This window comes from Paenibacillus sp. ALJ109b (assembly GCF_010747435.1).
Lineage (GTDB): Bacteria > Bacillota > Bacilli > Paenibacillales > Paenibacillaceae > Paenibacillus > Paenibacillus taichungensis.
Genome location: NZ_JAAIFP010000008.1, coordinates 433,251 through 453,159, shown reverse-complemented (window position 1 = coordinate 453,159; position 19,909 = coordinate 433,251). Strand labels below are relative to the sequence as shown.

The window sequence follows — 19,909 nt, the reverse complement described above, 5'->3', positions numbered from 1 at the left end:
GATTGGTGTCGGAGCGGTCATCCTCAACGAACGTAATGAAGTCCTTTTGGTTTGGCGTAATCGTCAGCCTGAACATTACACCTGGAGTATCCCTGGGGGCAAAGTGGACCCGTACGAATCCGTTGAAACGACGGTCATTCGGGAGATCAAGGAAGAAGTAGATCTGGATATTGTCATCGACAAGCTGCTCTGCACCGCAGAGACGATCCGACCTGAACAACAGGAGCATTGGATTTCCGTCCTCTACTCAACTCGAGTTATTGGCGGCGTTGCTCGTAACCTCGAAGAAGGCGGAGCAATTGGTGAGATTGGTTGGTTCCCGCTGGATGATCTGCCATCGCCGCTCGCTAGTTTCGCGGTGCCTGGTCTGGAAGCTGCGAAACAACTCCATCTTTATTCTGAAGATTGAAATCGGGAGAAACTAACCTCAGAATGGTCAGACAAGTCATATAAAGCAAAACAACCGCCGAACTCCTCTCTCTAACATAAAGGGAGCTTGGCGGTTGTTTTCAGTTTCTGCGCAATTTCCTTCTTTTTGGTAGTCTTCGCTAAGTGTATACATAACTTTTTTCCAAAATCAAGAACCGTTTGGCCCTTTGCACGGTCTAATACGCAACAACATCCATGAAAGGAGGAGCCATGTGACCCCTGCTCAACTGACCATCGCCGCACAAAAAGGGGATGCCGAGGCTTTTGCAGCCTTAATGGAGATGCATCAGAGCCGACTGTACCGGATCGCCTATGCCTATCTGCACAACGAGGGCGATGCGCTGGAAGCGATACAGGAATCCACCTACAGAGCTTATCGAAAGCTCAAGAAATTAAAAGAACCCTCCTATTTCGCCACTTGGCTGATCCGCATTCTGCTAAACTACTGTGCGGACGAACGCAAACGCAAGAGCCGGTTCAGCCACGTTACCGAAATCCATGAACCCAGCAGCTGGGACCGGCCAGCAGACCCTGATCTGGCCGCAGCCGTCTCTGCGCTGGATCGGGATTGCAAACAGATTATTATTCTAAGTTATTTCGAAGGTTTCTCCTTAACAGAAGTCGCTGATATTCTGGAAATCCCGACCGGAACCGTAAAATCCCGACTGCATCGTGCACTTGGGCAGCTCCGGGACCAACTTGAAACGAAAGGAGATGTAACTTATGAGCGATGAAATGAAGTCATTTGAAACCCTTGAAGAGCGTCTGAATGATCGCAAAACAGAGTACGACGCCATGTCTGTACCGGATGCCGCAGCATGTCAGGCTGTACAGGCCGGAATACGTCAGGCTGCGCGCAAGCGCAAGTCCCGGCTGCGCTGGTATATGAGCTCCATATCGGCAGCCGCGATCATCCTCGTGTTTACGGGATGTATTCGCGTCTCCCCCGCTTTTGCGTCCTTTGTGGAGCAACTGCCAGGCATGGAGGGCATCGTCAGTATGATTCGCCAGGATAAGGGGTTAATGATGGCCATCGATCAGTCCCTCTTGCAGAAGGTAGGTGTGTCCGATGAGCATGATGGAGCTTCGATGACCGTGGACAGCATCATTACAGACGAGTCACGCATGGTTATTTTTTACACAATGAAAGGCATGAAAGATCCGGAGAAAGGTGGATATGATATCGATTTGCTTGATGAGCATGGAAAAAAGCTGCCTGTTTCGTTTAGCTATTCCTCTCCTAAGCCAGCTTCAGAAAGTGGCATTTATGAGGATAAAATTGATGTCTCATTCACAGAATCTTTACCGCCACAAGAGTTGACCGTTGTATTTAAGGAAAGAGGTAAAGAACCGAATAATAAGTGGAAGGTCACTTTCCCAGTGGATCGCAGCTTAACGAAAGGCATGAAAAAAATCATTCCCGTAAACCAAACAATGACCGTGGACGGGCAGCGTATTCAAGTAAAACAGGCCGTTCTGTATCCTACTCGTCTTGTACTTGATATCGAATATGATCGGAACAACACCAAAAAAATCTTCGGAATTCGTGATTTGCAGTTGGTAGATGAGCACGGCCGAGCATGGCGAACGGATTCCTCCTCCATCGGAGGCTCTGGAAGTTCTGTCTTTTTCGAGAGCATGTACTTCTCTACTCCGAAAAAACTGACGCTGCAGGGGTCTGGCCTTTCAGCGGTGGATAAGGATGAACTGGTTATCAGCATCGATCCATCTTCAGGTGAAATACAAGGTGGCCCATCGAGTTTGAAATTCCTGCAAAGCAAGGTACAGGGAAAAGATTTGGTCATCGAGTTTTCAATCGCAGACGCTCAAAATGCTACTTCAGGGCTATCATTTACCAATATCGAGGACAGCAAAGGAAACCCTTTCGACATTAATGAAGTAGGTTGGAGCCCTTCCGTCTTTGAAGCAAGGGTTGTCATTAAAAATGGAGCCGCAGCCAAAGGAAATCTGACAATGGAAATATACTCTTACCCTGATCAAATTCGTGCACCGTTCTCCATTGAAATTCCTGTAACTCCCTAAAGGAAATGTAACAGCCATAATTGCAAGCCACATGAAGTAGTCATGCACTATAATGATAATATCAAACATCTACGTTAAATCGACATATTCACAAGAAAGGGTGTTTCCACAATGAATAAGCGTTCGATCCGTTACCCGCAACCACTCGCTCCGGGAAATACCATTGGCGTGGCTGCACCATCCAGCGGTGTAAGTGAATCCTTGCATCATTACCTTGAAGAGAGCAGGCACAACATGGAGCGCCTTGGTTTTGGTGTTCAGGAGAGCCCATTTCTACGGCATAACGCCAAATGTGTAAGTTCCTCCAAGGAAGATCGCGCTGCCGAGATCAATGCATTTTTCCGCGACCCTGAGATTCAGGCTATTATTCCTCCGTGGGGTGGAGAGTTCCTTATGGATATCCTGCCCCTGCTGGATTGGGAAGCTTTGAAAACCTTGCCGCCCAAATGGGTTATGGGATATTCGGATATCAGCACCTTTTTATTCGCATACACCCTGATCACCGGAACGGCTTCGGCACATGGTACGAACTACGTGGATCTAAGATCCAATGAACTCGATCCGGTGACCGCCCGCTGGATTGACGTATTACAGACAGGCCAGGGAGGGCAGGTTACTCAATCTTCCTCCACTCACTATCAATCAGAATGGAAACCGGAGTTGTCGACGTTCAATCTGGATACTCCTTCTCAATGGAAACAGTTGGGCCAACCCGAAGGAGCAAACTCGCAGGTTACATTCTCAGGTCGGTTGATCGGCGGCTGTATGGATACGATCTCCAGCCTGATTGGCACGCCGTATGCACCTGTTGCATCCTATCTGGAGCAATACTGTGCAGTCGAAGGTACCATCTGGTATCTGGAGAGCTGTGCGATGAACGCAGGGGATATCTACCGTCTTCTGTGGCAGATGAAACAGGCAGGCTGGTTTGCAGGTGTGAAAGGCTTCATGATTGGACGACCTGCGGGTTATTCCGATACAGAGGATTTCAATTTCACCGATGCCCTCTCCGCTGCACTGGGGGACCTAGATGTCCCTGTATTGTACGATGTGGATCTTGGCCATATTCCGCCTCAGTTAACCTTTGTGAATGGAGCACTGGGCAAAGTGGCTTATGAAAATGGACGCGGGAGCCTTGAGATGGCATTTGTGTGATCACCTTTTGTAGGCAGATGCATACCTTGAAGTAAGAAATTATTTTGAGGAAGGGTTGTGCATCATGTCTGGATCCACGTCCACACCATCCGCACGGGTCGTATACCAAGCCAATCAACCAATGCTCCAATCCGTGCAAAGTGTACGGAATATGCTTCATCATACAGCCCGGCAGCATGTAGGCAAGAAGGTGCAAGTCCAAAATATCGATGGTCAGGTATGGGAAGGTATCATTATCAGCGCAGATCGGGGAATATTGTATCTCCAGGTTACGCCGATGCATGGATATCCTGAGCCACGTGCCTTGTTTGGACCAACTATTTTGCCACTCGTGCTGTATGAGCTGTTGGTCATTACCCTGTTGATGTAGTTGTTTTTTGATTCGATCGAGCCTAATCCAAGAAGCTTCTCTCCCTTTGACCATCAGGCCCCGGGAGCGAAGCCTTTTTTGGGTTTTAAGAGTGTTCGGTTATCAATTTGGTGTGAATGCATGCATTAATCTCTGCAACCTGGATGACTTCCTGTAGTTCGTGCGGTATGTTTCATTGCTAACGTGTGAAATATGATACAATGGTGTCGGCACCAAGCCTTATCTCATATGAACGGAGCTTGATCCGGTTGGAATATATCCCTCATGATCCTCCACCCGTGCCTCAGTCTGAGACGGAGCTGGTTGGGACAAATCATACTGAACAATCCCGCGTGATTGCAATCTGTCTATTGGCAGGCAAAATCATGCTGCAAAGCGGCGGTGAAACCTATCGTGTGGAAGATACGATGAAACGCATGGCTGCCGCGCTGGGCCTTCCCCATTCGCACAGTTATGTTGTGCCCACAGGTATCTTCTTCTCGGTTGATGCAACCGAGCCTGCCAAGCTGATACGGATTTCTGAACGAACCACGGATTTGCACAAAGTATCCGAAGTGAATGCCGTTTCCCGGCGTATTGGACAAGGTGAATTGTCCGTGGAAGATGCCTATGCTTTGTTACAACAAATTGAGGGACAGCCCTCCTCCTATTCTGCGGTTGTGCGGCTTACGGCGGCGGCGTTATCCAGTGGGTGCTTTACCATTATGTTTGGTGGAGGCTGGGTCGACTTTCTTCCTGCTGTTCTCTGCGGTGGTATTGGCTATGCAGCAGTCATTGCCTTCCATCGACTGGTACTGGTGAAATTTTTTGCCGAACTGACAGCTTCATTTGTCATTGGCCTGCTCGCCTTTTTGCTTGTCTATATGGGCGCGGGTCATGAACGGGACAAAATCATTATTGGCTCAGTCATGCCCCTGGTACCGGGACTGCTGATTACCAATGCTGTGCGTGACCTGATGGCCGGGCATCTCGTGTCCGGGTTATCCAAAGGAGCCGAGGCATTTCTGACGGCTTTTGCAATTGGTACCGGCATTGCTGTTGTATTTTCACTTTTTACGTAAGACGGAGGAGTTGCAGGTTATGCTTCATTTTATTGAACAAGCCCTGACCAGCTTTGTCGCATCGGCCGCATTCGGTATTATTTTCAACGCTCCTCGGCGCATGCTGCTTCACGGTGGATTTGTCGGCATGATCGGCTGGATCATCTATATTGTGCTCGAATATGCCGCGGATGCTGTTCCTGCTACCTTGGCAGCGACCATCGCGGTTGGTGTCATAAGCCAGCTGTTCTCCCGCATGTTTCGCGCACCTGTCATTATCTTCAGCGTAGCAGGTATCATTCCGCTCGTTCCCGGTGGACTGGCCTATAATGCGATGCGTAATTTTGTGCAAAATGACTACGGTGCTGCCATGGAGATGGCTGCCAAAGCGCTTATGTTATCCGGTGCCATCGCGATCGGACTTGTATTGTCCGAGGTGTTGAACCAGATGATTCGTCGTATACCCGAATCATTGCGAGCAAAATCCTAACACAGCACAGTAGATGAATATAATATCACTAAACTAAAACGATAAAGACCCGTTAGAGACAGGGAAAACGCTGTCTCTAACGGGTCTTCTATATTTCCAGCCAATGTTGATCCGTTATCATCTAATATGCAGCGTTTTGTTTTCATCATTGTATCCATTTGTTCGATAACTGTACGATCCATAAAAAGAACTCCCCATTTCTGTTGGACACTCCTTGTCCATTGGTGTACGGTAAACCATTCTCTTTTATGGCAAAGCACGCTTCATCACCGACGCAAATAAATCCGCCGCCACACCACTTCCGGATCTCATATAATGCTCTGCATCCGTACGATCAAACCCCATCCAGACTGCGGCCGTCCACTTGCTGGTATATCCTACAAACCACAGATCCCTGTTCGCCTCCTTGCTTACACCAGGTAATGCAGCCTGCGTTGTTCCTGTCTTCCCCGCTACCTTATGCTGACTCAATTGTGCCCTGCTACCTGTTCCTTGACTGACCACATCTTGAAGCATGCCGGTCATGGCCGTTGCCGTACTGGTGGAGATCACCTGCTTGTTCTCTGGCTTAAAAACATAGATTGTCCGACCGCGTGAATCCGTAATTTCACGAATTAGATGTGCCGTATTGAACTTGCCGTTATTGGCAAACACGGAATATGCCTGGGCCATTTTTAGTGGAGACACCCCTTTATGCAAGCCACCTAGGGCAATCGACAGATTAAGATCCTCCTTGCCCAGTTCAATGCCTAATCGACCTGCAAATTGATGTGCGCTTCCCAGTCCTGTCTCATGCAGCAGCCATACAGCCGGAGCATTAATGGAATGTTCAATGGCTTGCGACATCGTAACTGTACATCTGTAACGCCCGCCCAAGTTGCTTGGTTGATAGCTCCCATATTTCATGCGTTGATCAGGCAGCATGCTTTCTGGCTTAAACCGACCTGATTCCAATGCAGGTCCGTATGCAATAATGGGCTTAAATGCAGAACCAGGTTGCCTTGCATCCGTGGTTGCCCGATTAATGCCTCCTTTTACGGGGTCACGCCCGCCCATCATCGCTTTGACTTCACCGTTATGCTGGTCCAGTATGACCATACTCGCCTGAACTTGCTCATCCTCACGATCATCGGTGAACCGGGAAGATTCACGGAATGCTTGCTCCATCGCCAGCTGAGCTTGATCATCCAATCCCGTACGAATGGTCCAGCCTGCGGATTGAATCTCTGCTCCACTCTTGCCGGTGAGACGGGAAACCTCCTCGATTACCGCATCCAAGGCAGACACGTAGGCAGGCGCTGTTGAACCTAGAGCAGATGCGGATGTTAAACTAGGCGGGTTATATTCCACATTTCGCGCTTCCTCCATCTGTTTCTTAGTAATAATTCCTTGCTCATGCATGATACCAAGAACCACAGAACGCCTCTCTTTGGACAGGTCTTCCCGATCCACCGGATTGTATATAGAAGGTCCCTTCGGAATGCCGGCCAGCGTAGCCATTTGCCAGATCTCCAGCTGATGTAGATCCTTAATCCCGAAGTATCGCCAAGCCGCGGCTTTAACGCCATATTGCTGGCGTCCCATATAAATATGATTCAAATATAGCTCTAATAGCTCATCCTTGCTAAATCTCTTTTCCATCGCCATGGCAATCGACATTTCATTCACCTTGCGAACCAGCGTTTTATCTCCGTTCAAATACAGATTTCTGGCCAGTTGCTGTGTAATTGAGCTGCCTCCCTGCCTCAGGTTCATATGTAAAACATCCTGCACAACCGCCCTGCCAATCCCGATAAAATCCAGTCCATCGTGGTTATAGAAACGTCGATCTTCCGTAGCCAGAAACGCCTGCTTTAACAGATCCGGCATATCCCTCAAATCGGCATACTCCGTATATCCCTTGGTTTGTACTTGTAATCTCAAAATTTCTGTTCCATCCGCATTGGTAATGATCGTGGAAGAGGCCACCGAAATGGCCTCAGGATGATTGCGAAGGACACCTTCGCCGTAAGTAACTAGATAGGTATAGCCGACCGCAAGCAAAATAACGATTACTACAGAGGCATCAAATATGTGATAAATTACGCGCCTTATGCTGGATCTCAACATTCAGGCTCCCTAAATACATGTGGATTGGAACCTGAATGTTCCTGTGGCTTCATTTCCATAGAATCCAGGGCAAGCTCCAGCCTTAACGTCTGTTCATACGCCAGTTTGACCCAGTGCAGAATCTCCGATTCATCCCGGCAGCGTCCTTCTATGATCGTATCAAGCGAGGAACGAACACCGTAGAGAGTCAGTTTAATCGGCAGATCGGCATGTATGCGACCAGATTGTGATCCAACCAATTCTTCTTGAATACGTTGCTTATGGCTTCTCTCACTTTCTGACGCCATTTGTTGCCTGTTACTTTCATCGCCATACATATACATACCAGAACTGAACCATTCTTCGTCTCTCGGCTCTCGATCTGTCCACTCCTGGTCTGAACTGTTTAATCGCTCCGCTTGTATACGTATAGCAATGTCTTTCAGATCCGCGGCAATCTGTCGCAGCTCTCCACCGTTCAACACATCTATCTGTGCTGGAATTCGGCCATTGGCCAGTTCATGAGTTCCACGACCAATCACCTTGAGGTCATCTGCAATCTTCTGGGATCGAATCCAAAAAAACAACGCAAACATACCTCCCCCAATGAATATAACCAATGGCGTTGTACCGATATGGTTTATCACCCAGTACATAACTCGAGTTAAACCAGTTGTCTCCGATAGGATATGATGGTGGGCAAAACGTAAAATGTGATAAACGACAAATAGGAGCGCTGCGCTAAGTAACGCGCTTGCTCCGCAAATATATATGTAGCTCAATCTGACTGTTCGTAATAATAATCTCATATTCGGCATCCTCCTCAATTTTGCAGTTCATCTTTTCGATTGAGGTTAAGAATACCGAATATTCCTTAATGAAGAAGTGGGTAACTTCTTATCATTTTCTTAATTAAGCAATTATATAAATTGAACTTAAGAATATTTACACTTTCCACTCCGATGACAGAACAACCTTCCGATCGCTGTTATCCCCAGATTTTTTTTAATTTCCTTATTTAAAGGGGGAAATCCGGGGATAAAGGCGAAGCGTATGCTTTCGATGCAGCTTTCTTTCAGAAAGCTTTTAGCTCTGCTTCTTCAGGTTATTTCTGTCCTCTCCGTTATCGTGTAAATGTTTAGTTCAATTTATATAGATATGTTGAATCAAGCAAGCTCTCTTACAAGTAGACGCAAATTCTGCCCGGTTACCGTTCCTCTGCATCTCTGTTCATCGGAGGAGCAGTTAGCGGAAAACGGGTAACAAAATCGGTTCGGCCCTGTTCACTGTAGGCAGCGATACTTCCTTTATGTAATTCAATCATGGATTTGGCAATAGCCAACCCGAGTCCGGTGCCGCCCGTATCGCGAGAGCGGGACTTGTCCACCCGGTAGAATCGATCGAATAAATGCGGCAGATCCTGCGCCGGAATCGGTACACCATAATTGCTGATTCGCACCACAGCTTCTTCACCTTCAAGAGACAACGCGATCTCCATCACTTTTCCCTGTGCCCCATAACGGATCGCGTTACTGAACAGGTTCTCATACGCACGAACAAGCTCTCCAGGAGCGGCCTGAATCCATAAAGGTTCTTGTCCACCAATGATCTTGTATGTCATGCCCGCTTCTTCCAGCATCGGAGAGAACTCTTCAGCGAGCTGCATCAGAAACGGATTCAGGTTCAAAGATGTTAATGACAAGGGTAAGCTACCACCACTGACACGGGTATATTCGAACAAATCGTCAATTAGCTTCCTTAATGTTAAGGATTTCTCGTACGCAATGCTCACGTAATAGCGCATCTCAATTTCATCCTGATATCGATCCTTCTCTATGTATTCCAAAAATCCGAGAATGGAGGTCAGCGGAGTCCTCAAATCATGAGAAATGCCTGTAATCAAGTCATTTTTGGCAGCAACTGCACTACGCTCCTCCTGCAATGACAGTTGCAATTGTTCAGCCATCTGATTAATACTGACAGCCACAACGCCAAATTCATCCGATGTCTTCACATCGATCCGATGAGACAGCTCTCCTTTGGCAACTTCCTGAATTCCTGCCGTAATCTCGTCCAGAACCAGCATCACCTTGCGCGTGAACAGGAAAAAGAACAGCACAAAGCCAAGTATGCCAACCATAATCATTAATGGCACCGACCCAATATGGTTCACCAGCCACCTGATGCCCCTTGCAGGGATCGAATAATTAGGATAAGTCTGAGCCGCCAGAATGGAGTGTACAACTTTGCTGCCCCCATACAAAAGAGCCGCCGTTAAAATGCCACTCAGCAGAAATGCGTAGATAAATTTCCACCGGACTGTGTTAATTAATTTTGAATTCATCTCGGAACTCCTTGCTCATGCTCTGTATCCAATTAACCTCATAGACGCACGTGCTTATTGTGGTTTGATCATCTTATAGCCAACACCCCATACCGTCTGTATGAATTTGGGATGTTTGCTATCGAGTTCGATTTTCTCACGAATCTTGCGGATATGCACCATGACGGTGTTGTTGGACTCCATAAACTCTTCTTTCCAGACCTGCCTGTAGATCTGCTCCATACTCAGCACAGAGCCTTGATGGCGCGCCAGCAGCTCCAAAACAGCAAATTCACGGGGAGTCAAGCGAACAGGCTGCTCATCCACCCAAACCTCATGCGTATCGGTGTTGATGACCAGATCGTCAATCACCCACTCATGCTCCTTGTTCTCACGACCTTCGTTGAAGGTATGGTACCTGCGAAGTTGTGACTTTGCCCGTGCTACAAGTTCAAGCGGGTTAAAAGGCTTGGTCACATAATCATCGGCGCCGATGCTCAGCCCTGTGATTTTATCCATATCCATGCTTTTGGCGGACAGCATAATGATCGGCATTTTCTGCTCTTCCCTAATTTTCATACATGCTTCAATTCCGTCCATATTCGGCATCATGACATCCAGAATGATCAGATCAATTGGCTCTTTCTTCAATTGCTCAAGCGCCTCAATCCCATCACTGGCTGTCAGAACCCGGTACCCTTCATTGCCAAAATAAATCTCCATCAGTTTTATAATATCCTGCTCATCATCCACAAGCAGAATGGTTGCTGGCTGTGCCACGGCATTATTCCTTTCCATTCCATGAATCATTACTTGATCAAAGTATACCACTAGGAAATGAATCTGCGAAAAATCATCGCCTTTGAAAAGAAGAAAAACGTTGGATTTCCGGTAAATGAGTACCCTCTCATAATGGTTACAATTATGGTGACCCGATACAGCTTCTGAATGTTCATCTATCTCTCTCATCATAAGTGGTATTGTTTTCTTCCACTTGGCAATCTCTATTATTAACGTATAGTATCGTCGATCTAATCTTTGCTTAACCGTTGCTTGTTGCGGATAAAGTGCTCTATGTATTCTATTAAATCTTGCTCTATATTCAGGCAGAACCTAGCATTACGGACCTTGGTCTATCTATTCAAACAACGCTACTTTGGGCTCTATACCAGTCAGTGTCAGCATCGTATGCAGTTGACCCCTGTGGTGATACACATGTCCCATGATCTCAAGCAGCCACTCCAGACGACTGTACGAAGCTCCCCAATAGGAGTCAGTCACCTGTAATAATTCCTCCGTATTAAACTGTCTATATCGATGATAGAGGTACATCTGATTCGCAATCAGCGCTTCTTTGATCTCACTCAGTGAATTCGGCTGATTTTCCTCGTAAAATAAAGCCATTTCTTCTTCGGAAGCGCCCTCCGAAATATGTACATCTGCACGACAAATGACGGATAGATGAGCAAGCAATTCTCCAACCGGCCGTTTGCCTTCAATCGGAGTCAAAGCCAAGTCCTGCTCCGACAGTTGGTCACATAAATTGATTAATGATGTCACTGCCACATCAATATGTTTAAATGCAGACTGAATCAACCGAAACACTCCCTTTTTATCCCATTATATAGAACGTATGATCGCTAATCAACCATAAATTCCCCCTTTATATATAAACCAGCTTTGATCGAAAACCAACATTGACGAACAAAAAAAGTCCCTCCTCCCTCATGTAGACGGAATTTGGGACATTTTGTTGCTCCGATGATAACAAACACGTACTCAACTTGAATATAACGAACAATACGTTTGATCGAATCGTCCTGCGAGCAAGTCAGCCTTGCGAATGAAAAATTGAAGCTCCCCACAATCCCACCATTGAAAACCGATAGCGTCATGCGTATCAATTTTTAATAGAAGCAAGGTATCCGCAAGCTCTTGTTGTGTCCGTTTCTCATCCCCGCCATAATGAGCAGTCAGCTTCTTCTCACACGCCTGCTCGTCATAAGCATACTCTTCATCAAGCACGATCTGTAACAGCGCCTGATGTTCTGCATCCGGATGCTGACCGTCCGGGTATCCAAACATGCCACCCCAGTTCTGCGTACTCGGATGATTCCAGCTGGACTCGAATTCGAGGTATCGGTCATACAGACCTTCCTCCCCTTCGATAGCTACCGTTCCACCAGACAGCGGGGCGGCGATTGCATTCAGAGCCAGAGAATCAATGTATGCGTATGTAGGAAACTCGAGATTAGGCAGCACTGTTACCGAATGTGCTACAAAATCGTCCTCACCCAGTGCGGTTTCGCCATCAGGCTCTCGCCTTGTCAGGTTATGAGCATCCGGCTCGTAAATCACACGATGCTCAATATGATAAGCCGGTTCATCCACACCAATGAAAAAGTATAACATGCCCCGTTCCGGCAAACTCCCGCGCCCATCATTAGGCGTATATGGCGTCAAATCCACGAGATTCAACTGGGCCAGGAACGTCATGGGCACCCCATTCTGTGTCAAAGGCCATTTCATGTTACTCGGCAGATCCGGATTTCCACCTACACGTGAATTTCCTGTTCTGCGATACTCATCGATTGTCGATACATCAAGGCGAATTCCCCAACGGCTTGAAGATAACAGCAGATCGGCAGCATTACCCAATCCATACTCCTCAAGAGTTTTCCGGGCTTTTCTGGTCAGACGTTCACATTGTTCAGGTTTAATCATACAGATCCTCCCCTTCTGACAATACATCTATGGTGAGACATATTCAGGTTCACACCTGTATATTCTTCCGCTGAGTCTTCTTTCCCTGCTTCTTGCAAAAAAAGAGACTGACATCCGGTGTCAGCCTCCTTCCTTATTATCCATTCGGTTCATTCTTAACGATCCCGATTTGGTGAATCATTCTGGAAAGCACGAATATGCTCCTCGCCATCCAGAAATTCATGCGACTGGTGTGCAGCCATTACACCATGATAACTAATATCCAGACCCAAGTCTTCCTCTTCTTCCGTGGAACGGACAGGAATGATCTTGCCAATCAATTTCAGACCAATCCAGGTCATGACAAATCCCCAGACGACCAAAGCCGTGAGGCCGAGCGCCTGAACACCCAGCAGCCTCCAGCCAGCTCCCATGAACAAGCCACCATCGGTTGCAAACAAACCCACGGCAATCGTACCCCACATCCCGGATACAGCATGAACAGGGAACGCACCCACGGGATCATCAATCTGCCTGCGGTCCAACCAATTCGTTGCAGCCATCATGAGCAATCCGGATACCGCTCCGATAAATATCGCAGCCACATCACCGACAAAGGCACATCCTGCCGTAATACCGACTAAACCGGCCAGCGAGCCATTAATGACCGATGGTGCATCTGAACGATTGAATCGGAACAAGGTGTAGAGCAGTGTGACCGCACCGCCTGAAGCAGCAGATAACATCGTAACGATGGCAATGTGACCGATCCTGACATCAGTTGCACTGAGCGTACTTCCTGCGTTGAAGCCAAACCAGCCAAACCACAGCAGAAATGCGCCTACAGATGCCAGCGGCAGATTGCTCGGAAGCGCAATGGCACTTACGCCATGCGGCGTGTATTTGCCTTTACGCGGCCCAATAATAATCGCAGCGGCCAGTGCAGAGAACCCGCCCAACGCGTGAATGACTGCGGAACCGGCGAAATCCTGCATCCCCAGCTTGCTGAGCCAACCGCCGCCCCATGCCCAGTGTCCACCAATTGGATAAATAATGGCCGTCATCAATATGATGTACAGCAGATAGGCACGAAAGTTAATCCGCTCAGCCACAGCGCCCGATACGATGGAAATAACAGCAATGGTAAATGCGGCCTGGAACAGCCAGAATGTTTCTAATGATACGGGTACATCCAGGTGAGACAAGTCTCCATTGAGGAAAAATCCGGTTATGCCTACAAAACCTCCAGCATCAGAGCCATACATCAAGCCAAATCCGATGGCATAGAAAAGCAATGTTCCAATGGTAATGTCAGCGAAAACCTTCATAATAATATTTACACTATTTTTATAACGTACAAAGCCAGCCTCCAGAAGCGCGAATCCGCCCTCCATCAACAAAATCATGGCTGCACTCAATACGACCCAGACCGTATCAATCCCGGAGCTTAACGTCTCCAAAGTCATGCTTATACATCCTCCGTTTCCCTAAGCTGTCTAATCTCCCGGATCGTTTCGGGCGTAAGCTCGATTTCGTCCCGTTCGATGCTGTCCGGATGCTTGATTCGTTCAGCAATGCGGTCCAGTTCTCGTATCCGCCGCCGGATTTGTTCCATTTTGCGAAAACGTTCCTTCACCTGGACCATATATTCCACCGCCTGGTGATGGGATGCAGGGCGGCCTGCGAACCATTTGCGTACAGTCGACAAGGATTGATAAGCCACTTCTTCCGCACGTTTTTTTTGTTCGAATTGTTCAATTTTATGTTTAAGCGTTTCGATCTCATTTTCTTTTTTGACCTTGAGCTGTTGGATAAGGTACAATAAATCGGACGATGATATTTGCAATGCTGTATGGTGATACACCTCGTCAATTACTAACATACCATGTCAGGACTCCTTACACATCAAGTTACTTGTTATCGATTATAGAGTCCAGCACTACTTAGCGTCAATTCTTTTTTTGGCGATGGTATAATTTGATATAACCCGTTTATAAAAAAAATCTTCATTCTTACGCACTTAAATTCAACTAACAAAGCGACTTAAACACATCTTCGCATTCAACTTTCAGATCCTCTATGATGTATATTAAGCATCCACATTTTAGGCACTGCACTTACACAAGCTGACATCATAGAACTCATATAAAGGAGAGGATCGCACGATGTTCACTCGTAATGACGACATTCGGAGCCAAATCTGGGAAGCCGTCTCTGGACTCAATGAAGAGCAATTGAACCTCAAACCCACACCTGACCACTGGAGTATTATCCAAGTTCTCCGTCACCTGAATTTGATGGAAAACATAATTGTGAAGCAAGCCCGCACCGCGTTAGAGAAGGAACAGACCGTTACTGTGGACAAAAAGCCATATGAGCTTACACTGGATCGCAGCCACTCTGTCAGCGCCCCGTCTCATCTCCAGCCTCCTGCGGAACCAGAAACGCTGGCGAATGTACGCCACGACCTGGAAGACTCACATCAAGCGTTGATGCAATTTGCACAAGAGCATGAGTCTGAACTGCTGCGGAGCAAGTCTTTTCTTCACCCGGTTTTCGGTGAGATGGATCTGGCTCAATGGGTCGATTTTGCAAGCTATCATGAAGAGCGTCATCTGGCACAGATTCAGGATATTAAACAAAGGCTTGGCGTGTCGCACACCTAAGTCATCCCCTATTTACTCTATGTAAGCAAAAATAACCTCCAATCCACGCATTGTGGATCTGGAGGTTTTCATTTATTGTGAAACATGTTTATATTTTTTTGCCCAAAATCGCCAAATCCCGGTTGACGCCATCCAGCACAGCCACTTCAGGGTAATAGCCCCACTGTTCAAAGCCATGCTTGCGCAATAAACCCAGACTCGGTTCATTATGTCCAAACACAAAGCCCAGAATCGTCTTGATTCCAAGCGCAGGACAAGCGTCAAAAATGGTGTTCAGCAAACGTCCGCCAGCCCCTATTCCTCGGCACTGCTGATCCACATACACACTGACTTCCACCGTCCCATTGTACGCAGGGCGTCCATAAAAAGAACTCAGGCTGGCCCAGGCTACAACCTGTCCCTCATATCTCATCACCCAGAGTGGGCGGTGATCGGATGAATGCTCCTCAAACCACGGAATACGTTGCTCGACGGTCACTGGTTCCAAATCCGCAGTCACCATCCGGCTCTCAATCGTGGAATTATAGATCTCCACAATCCTTGGTAAGTCCTCACGACGCGCATACTCAATCTGTACACTATCCAGCTTCATGTCTACTCCTCCATCATCCAGATCGATTCTATCTTATGACGGTATTATAACGGAGGAAGGAAGTCGACGTCATCCCCCAACATTCAGCTCAATTCCATATTTACTCAGACAACCCTTGAATCGTGTTACCCCGGGTTAACTGCTGGCTCTGATCCGCCCAACGAATGTTAACAGAACGGGAAGTGAATAGATCCGGGCCGTCCGATACCTGGAAGTGCAGATGAGCTTCACTGGAATTACCTGAGTTACCCAGCTCTCCAATGAGGTCTCCCTGTTTGATTTTATCCCCTTTTTTGACGGCCACACTGCCTTCCTTAATGTGCCCGGTGATGCTGTATTCTCCGTTTCCATGGTCAATGACCACATTGTTACCCGCAGGTTCTTCCGGGTTCATAACACCTGGTGTGTTGTCTGGAATATCATTCTTGATTTCGACTACGGTTCCATCCGCAGCTGCATAGAGCGGCTCACCAAAAGCGTAGTAGTTTTCGTTCACCTTCGGATCTCCGTTGTAACTGAAAGCTTCTTTGGTCCGAATGATATCTAGCGCATAGCGCTGTGTTTCATGCTCATAATGATAGTTCGACATCACATCATTACCTCCCCAGAACACATACCATTCCCCCTTCATAGGGAATTGAAATTCGGTTTTGGTGAACGTTTGATCCGTATCTACATGGGGTTCCAGTGGTTGGATTAATAGCCCTTCAATCTGATTAGCTTCGGTAAAATAGGCTTGAATCCCTTTGGTTCCTGTTTGATCCTTCCAGGCGAACTCAGTTAAATGGTTCACTTTGGCATCTACCACTAGATCAAAGGAAGTTACTCCCTCAAGGAATTGATCCGCAGACGTTTTAAACTGTTCAAGCGTTAGTGCTTCCTTCAACTCGGGACTCATCTGACTGTAAATGGCATCCTTGGAACCGTTCATTAACGTATCGATGAAATTCTCAGGTGTAATGATGTCGCTCACCTCTTTACCCGAATTCTCTTCCTGATTTTTACTCTCACTCGCTTCATTGGCATTTGTCATCTGTTCCTTGAACTGCTGTTCCGCCTGCTCGGATGTAATCGAGTTACTGTTACCGCATGCAGACAACATCACGCAGGCTCCAAGGGCAATGGCAAGCAACTTCCAGCTCTTTTTGCTCTGTAATTTCTCATGTGCAGCATATCCTGATTTCGGAAGACTTTCCCCGCCATTTAAGTGATCCGTAAGAATTTTAAATCCTTCTTTTAACCTATTCATTCTCTACATCCCCTCTGGTGTTCGTTATACTTTCCAGTTAAGTGTACAGAATGAATCTTATCCTTCGTCTAACTCTTCCTTACATGTAGTTAAACTGTCGCGTCTTCTATGGCTTCATAATTAAGATTCCGTTAAGATAGCTCACACACTACATAGCCCTCTCGGATGGTATGATTAGCAATAAACAAACAGGAAGCCCTAGGAGGTCATTTCACATCATGGATCACGTCTCCATACTGCTAGTTGATGATGAACAAGCCATTTTACATATGCTCAAAACCGTCCTGCTCAAAGAACAATTTGTAGACATCGACACCGTTACCACTGGGGAAGAGGCGATTACCGCCTGCGAAAATAAAACCTATCACTGCATCGTGCTGGACATCATGCTGCCTGGCAAAAGTGGACTGGAAATCTGTCCCTTCCTGAGGCAAGTGACCGATGCACCGATTCTTTTTCTGACTGCCAAAACTACGGATTATGACAAGTTAACCGGATTCGCCGTTGGCGGCGATGATTATGTCGTTAAACCATTTAATCCACTGGAAGTGGTCGCCCGCATCAAATCACTACTGAAACGTTATTTACCTACCAAAATGGCGACGACTACGACGGCAACTCCACCCTCTTCTGACGTAACTTCGTCATCTCCTGCTGTGCAGGAAGGGGTATATGATTTTGGCCGTTTTCAAGTATTTGAACAAGCTGGTGAGCTTAGGGTTGAAGGACAGCCGGTAAACTGTCCGGCTCTTGTCTATCAGCTGCTGCTCTTTTTCTGCAAGCATCCCAATCGTATTTTCACCAAATCGGAATTGTATGAGCGTGTATGGGGTTCGGAAGCGATCAGCGATGACAACACCGTTATGGTTCATATTCACCGTATTCGTGAGCGGATTGAAGCTGATCCCTCTAACCCTACGTTTCTCGTCAACGTCCGGGGGCTGGGATACAAACTCATATTGCCTAACCAAGTGTCACGCGCATGAGTATTCGTCGCAGGTTAATGACCCGATTTATCGGTATGCTTGCTGGCGCAGTAGTCCTTATCATCCTGTTGGGTTCTGCAGCCACCTATTGGGTCGTTCAAAAGGTAAATGAAGTAAGCCTGGTGGATGACTTCGCTACCAGTGGTCTTGACCAACTGATTAATACCGCAGAAATCATGCCCGATGGGACGGTCCGCTATGATCCCAGGCTGCTGAAGCAGGTCGAGAAAAATCAGGGATGGCTTCAGGTTGTGGATGAAAAAGGCTACGTCATTGATGATTTTGATACACCGGATGACGTTCCGAAGCAATACAAGCCTGGAGAGTTGATCGCATACTGGGAAGCAAAAAAACCGTTCCCGTACCAGATCGTCATGCTGATTCGGGAGAAAAACGGCGAGATGTTCACCTTGCTGTATGGCGAACGCAATCAGGCCAAATCCTTACTCGATCAAGCCCGTGAGGACAGTCATTACACCAATGGAGAGCTTATACTTCTCCCCAAACAAGAGGATGCCATCCGTTCCAAAGGTGCCTATCTGCAAATTTTGGATGCCTACGGTCAAGAGCTGGCTTCTTATAATAAACCTGCCATGGGCGTCCCTAGCAGTTACAACATACAGGAACTGGCTTTGCGTATTCGTTATCCCAATCGATATGGAATATCGATCGCAACCTTTTACGATGTACAGAATGGCACAACCTGGATGCTCAGTATACCTGTCGATCCAACTGCTACAGGGGAAGAAAATCCCTATAACTTCATTTTGACCCCTGTGCTCATTGTGCTGATCCTATCCGTTGTCATTTTGCTAATTCTGCTGGCCCTATGGTATGCTAATCGTTTCGGTTCCCCCATGCTGCATATGCTCCAATGGCTCCAACGACTGGAACAAGGACATTATGAAGAACCCAAAGGCATTGGCGGCGTACCTCGCAGCCAGCGACGAAATGGCAAGTGGAAACGGAAATACCACGTGTATGCTGAAGTGCTTCGCTCCATGCAGGCATTATCCGCAACATTGAAACAAGATGAAGAGCTCCGTAAACAGACCGAATCTCTGCGTGAGGAATGGATCGCCGGAATAACGCATGATCTCAAGACACCGCTATCCTCCATCCAGGGATACGCCCATATGCTTGAAGCACAGAAATATAGCTGGTCCCCGGAAGAAGTGAGAGAATTTGCGGGCATTATGCTGGACAAATCCATGTACATGGACCGACTTGTGAATGATCTTGCCATGACGTACCGATTGCGAAGCGGTGGATACCAGCCACCTGCGGAAGAAACTGACGTAAATACGCTACTGCATGATCTCGTCCAGCGTGCAGAACGCAACCCGGTATATGGTGAGGGACGTATTGTGTTCCGGCCTGCGAAAGTTCCGGTATACGGTCATGTGCATATTCCTTCGTTTGAGCGTATTGTGGATAATCTGACCGCTAACGCCCTTCTGCATAATCCAGCGGAGTCGACACTAACCGTTAGTGTGCATCCGGGTAAACAGGCTGGAGAGTTCAGTGTTCATTTTTCCGATGACGGTCAAGGAATGGACCCGGAACTGGTCTGGAGGCTGTTTGAACGATATTACCGAGGGACGGATACAGGCACGTCCGATGTCGGATCAGGCCTTGGTATGGCGGTAACAAAAGGGTTAATTGAAGCGATGCAGGGCCGTATTGAAGTACAATCGACTTCTGGTGAGGGTACTGTCATTCGATTAATATGGGATGGACAATCAGAACATGGGTAAAAAAAACATTCCGCTTGA

The 19,909-nt window shown here is 47.3% G+C and carries 21 protein-coding genes; 10 read left to right on the top strand and 11 right to left on the bottom strand.

From position 1 onward, the window contains the following. Window position 1 precedes the first annotated feature (1 nt). The 7 genes from G3352_RS11775 (at window position 2) to G3352_RS11745 (ending at window position 5,527) form a co-directional block, all read left to right on the top strand. On the top strand, window positions 2–409 hold the full coding sequence (locus G3352_RS11775; protein ID WP_345940750.1) for an NUDIX domain-containing protein: 408 nt from the start codon (window positions 2–4) through the stop codon (window positions 407–409). A 232-nt stretch (window positions 410–641) separates the two neighbouring features. Then, window positions 642–1,163 (top strand): sigma-70 family RNA polymerase sigma factor, encoded by a 522-nt coding sequence (locus G3352_RS11770; protein ID WP_163756628.1) that lies wholly within the window; start codon window positions 642–644, stop codon window positions 1,161–1,163. Continuing rightward, window positions 1,153–2,472, top strand: a complete 1,320-nt coding sequence (locus tag G3352_RS11765; RefSeq protein WP_163756625.1) for a DUF4179 domain-containing protein — start codon at window positions 1,153–1,155, stop codon at window positions 2,470–2,472. Before G3352_RS11770 ends, G3352_RS11765 begins: the two co-directional genes overlap by 11 nt. Window positions 2,473–2,583: 111 nt before the next feature. After that, on the top strand, window positions 2,584–3,627 hold the full coding sequence (locus G3352_RS11760) for a S66 family peptidase (protein WP_163756623.1): 1,044 nt from the start codon (window positions 2,584–2,586) through the stop codon (window positions 3,625–3,627). A 64-nt stretch (window positions 3,628–3,691) separates the two neighbouring features. Beyond that, window positions 3,692–3,997 (top strand): hypothetical protein, encoded by a 306-nt coding sequence (locus G3352_RS11755; protein ID WP_163756622.1) that lies wholly within the window; start codon window positions 3,692–3,694, stop codon window positions 3,995–3,997. Between the two features lie 365 nt (window positions 3,998–4,362). Further along, window positions 4,363–5,058 carry a threonine/serine exporter family protein gene (locus G3352_RS11750; RefSeq protein WP_231952780.1) on the top strand — a complete coding sequence of 232 codons (696 nt, stop codon included), beginning with the start codon at window positions 4,363–4,365 and terminating at the stop codon, window positions 5,056–5,058. Between the two features lie 19 nt (window positions 5,059–5,077). After that, entirely contained in the window at window positions 5,078–5,527 is a 450-nt protein-coding gene (locus G3352_RS11745; RefSeq protein ID WP_063564353.1) for a threonine/serine exporter family protein, read from the top strand. On the opposite strand, the gene G3352_RS11740 is transcribed toward G3352_RS11745, so the two are convergent. From G3352_RS11740 to G3352_RS11700, 9 genes are all read right to left on the bottom strand, one after another. Next, window positions 5,524–5,709, bottom strand: coding sequence for a hypothetical protein (locus tag G3352_RS11740; protein ID WP_163756620.1), 186 nt, complete (start codon window positions 5,707–5,709; stop codon window positions 5,524–5,526). The genes G3352_RS11745 and G3352_RS11740 overlap by 4 nt on opposite strands. A gap of 64 nt (window positions 5,710–5,773) precedes the next feature. Further along, a complete protein-coding gene (locus G3352_RS11735) occupies window positions 5,774–7,636 on the bottom strand; it encodes a transglycosylase domain-containing protein (RefSeq protein WP_163756618.1) in 1,863 nt (620 codons plus the stop codon). Then, the gene (locus G3352_RS11730) at window positions 7,630–8,424 is read right to left on the bottom strand and encodes a hypothetical protein (RefSeq protein ID WP_163756616.1); all 795 of its coding nucleotides are present in this window, start codon (window positions 8,422–8,424) and stop codon (window positions 7,630–7,632) included. The genes G3352_RS11735 and G3352_RS11730 overlap by 7 nt, the downstream gene beginning before the upstream one ends. Before the next feature lie 398 nt (window positions 8,425–8,822). Then, window positions 8,823–9,959: a sensor histidine kinase gene (locus tag G3352_RS11725; protein ID WP_163756614.1), complete on the bottom strand. Its 1,137-nt coding sequence runs from the start codon at window positions 9,957–9,959 to the stop codon at window positions 8,823–8,825. A 54-nt stretch (window positions 9,960–10,013) separates the two neighbouring features. Beyond that, window positions 10,014–10,736 carry a response regulator transcription factor gene (locus tag G3352_RS11720; RefSeq protein WP_029880794.1) on the bottom strand — a complete coding sequence of 241 codons (723 nt, stop codon included), beginning with the start codon at window positions 10,734–10,736 and terminating at the stop codon, window positions 10,014–10,016. Between the two features lie 339 nt (window positions 10,737–11,075). Beyond that, window positions 11,076–11,543: a DinB family protein gene (locus G3352_RS11715; RefSeq protein ID WP_345940749.1), complete on the bottom strand. Its 468-nt coding sequence runs from the start codon at window positions 11,541–11,543 to the stop codon at window positions 11,076–11,078. A gap of 174 nt (window positions 11,544–11,717) precedes the next feature. Continuing rightward, window positions 11,718–12,662, bottom strand: a complete 945-nt coding sequence (locus G3352_RS11710; protein ID WP_163756610.1) for a DUF1963 domain-containing protein — start codon at window positions 12,660–12,662, stop codon at window positions 11,718–11,720. A 155-nt stretch (window positions 12,663–12,817) separates the two neighbouring features. Further along, on the bottom strand, window positions 12,818–14,107 hold the full coding sequence (locus G3352_RS11705) for an ammonium transporter (RefSeq protein WP_163756608.1): 1,290 nt from the start codon (window positions 14,105–14,107) through the stop codon (window positions 12,818–12,820). Between the two features lie 2 nt (window positions 14,108–14,109). Then, complete coding sequence (locus G3352_RS11700; RefSeq protein WP_063564360.1) at window positions 14,110–14,523, bottom strand: hypothetical protein; 414 nt, start codon at window positions 14,521–14,523, stop codon at window positions 14,110–14,112. A 283-nt stretch (window positions 14,524–14,806) separates the two neighbouring features. Between G3352_RS11700 and G3352_RS11695 the strand changes: the two genes are divergently transcribed. Continuing rightward, a complete protein-coding gene (locus G3352_RS11695) occupies window positions 14,807–15,307 on the top strand; it encodes a DinB family protein (protein WP_163756607.1) in 501 nt (166 codons plus the stop codon). Between the two features lie 88 nt (window positions 15,308–15,395). Here the strand turns inward: G3352_RS11695 and G3352_RS11690 are convergent, their stop codons facing one another. After that, window positions 15,396–15,899, bottom strand: a complete 504-nt coding sequence (locus tag G3352_RS11690; protein ID WP_163756605.1) for a GNAT family N-acetyltransferase — start codon at window positions 15,897–15,899, stop codon at window positions 15,396–15,398. A gap of 100 nt (window positions 15,900–15,999) precedes the next feature. Continuing rightward, a complete protein-coding gene (locus G3352_RS11685) occupies window positions 16,000–17,148 on the bottom strand; it encodes a M23 family metallopeptidase (protein ID WP_240343028.1) in 1,149 nt (382 codons plus the stop codon). Window positions 17,149–17,366: 218 nt separating this feature from the next. Here G3352_RS11685 and G3352_RS11680 point away from each other — a divergent pair, with 218 nt between their 5' ends. Together G3352_RS11680 and G3352_RS11675 are read left to right on the top strand one after the other, a co-directional pair. After that, complete coding sequence (locus tag G3352_RS11680) at window positions 17,367–18,134, top strand: response regulator transcription factor (RefSeq protein WP_163756603.1); 768 nt, start codon at window positions 17,367–17,369, stop codon at window positions 18,132–18,134. Next, a complete protein-coding gene (locus tag G3352_RS11675) occupies window positions 18,131–19,891 on the top strand; it encodes a sensor histidine kinase (protein ID WP_163756601.1) in 1,761 nt (586 codons plus the stop codon). Before G3352_RS11680 ends, G3352_RS11675 begins: the two co-directional genes overlap by 4 nt. Window positions 19,892–19,909: the final 18 nt, after the last annotated feature.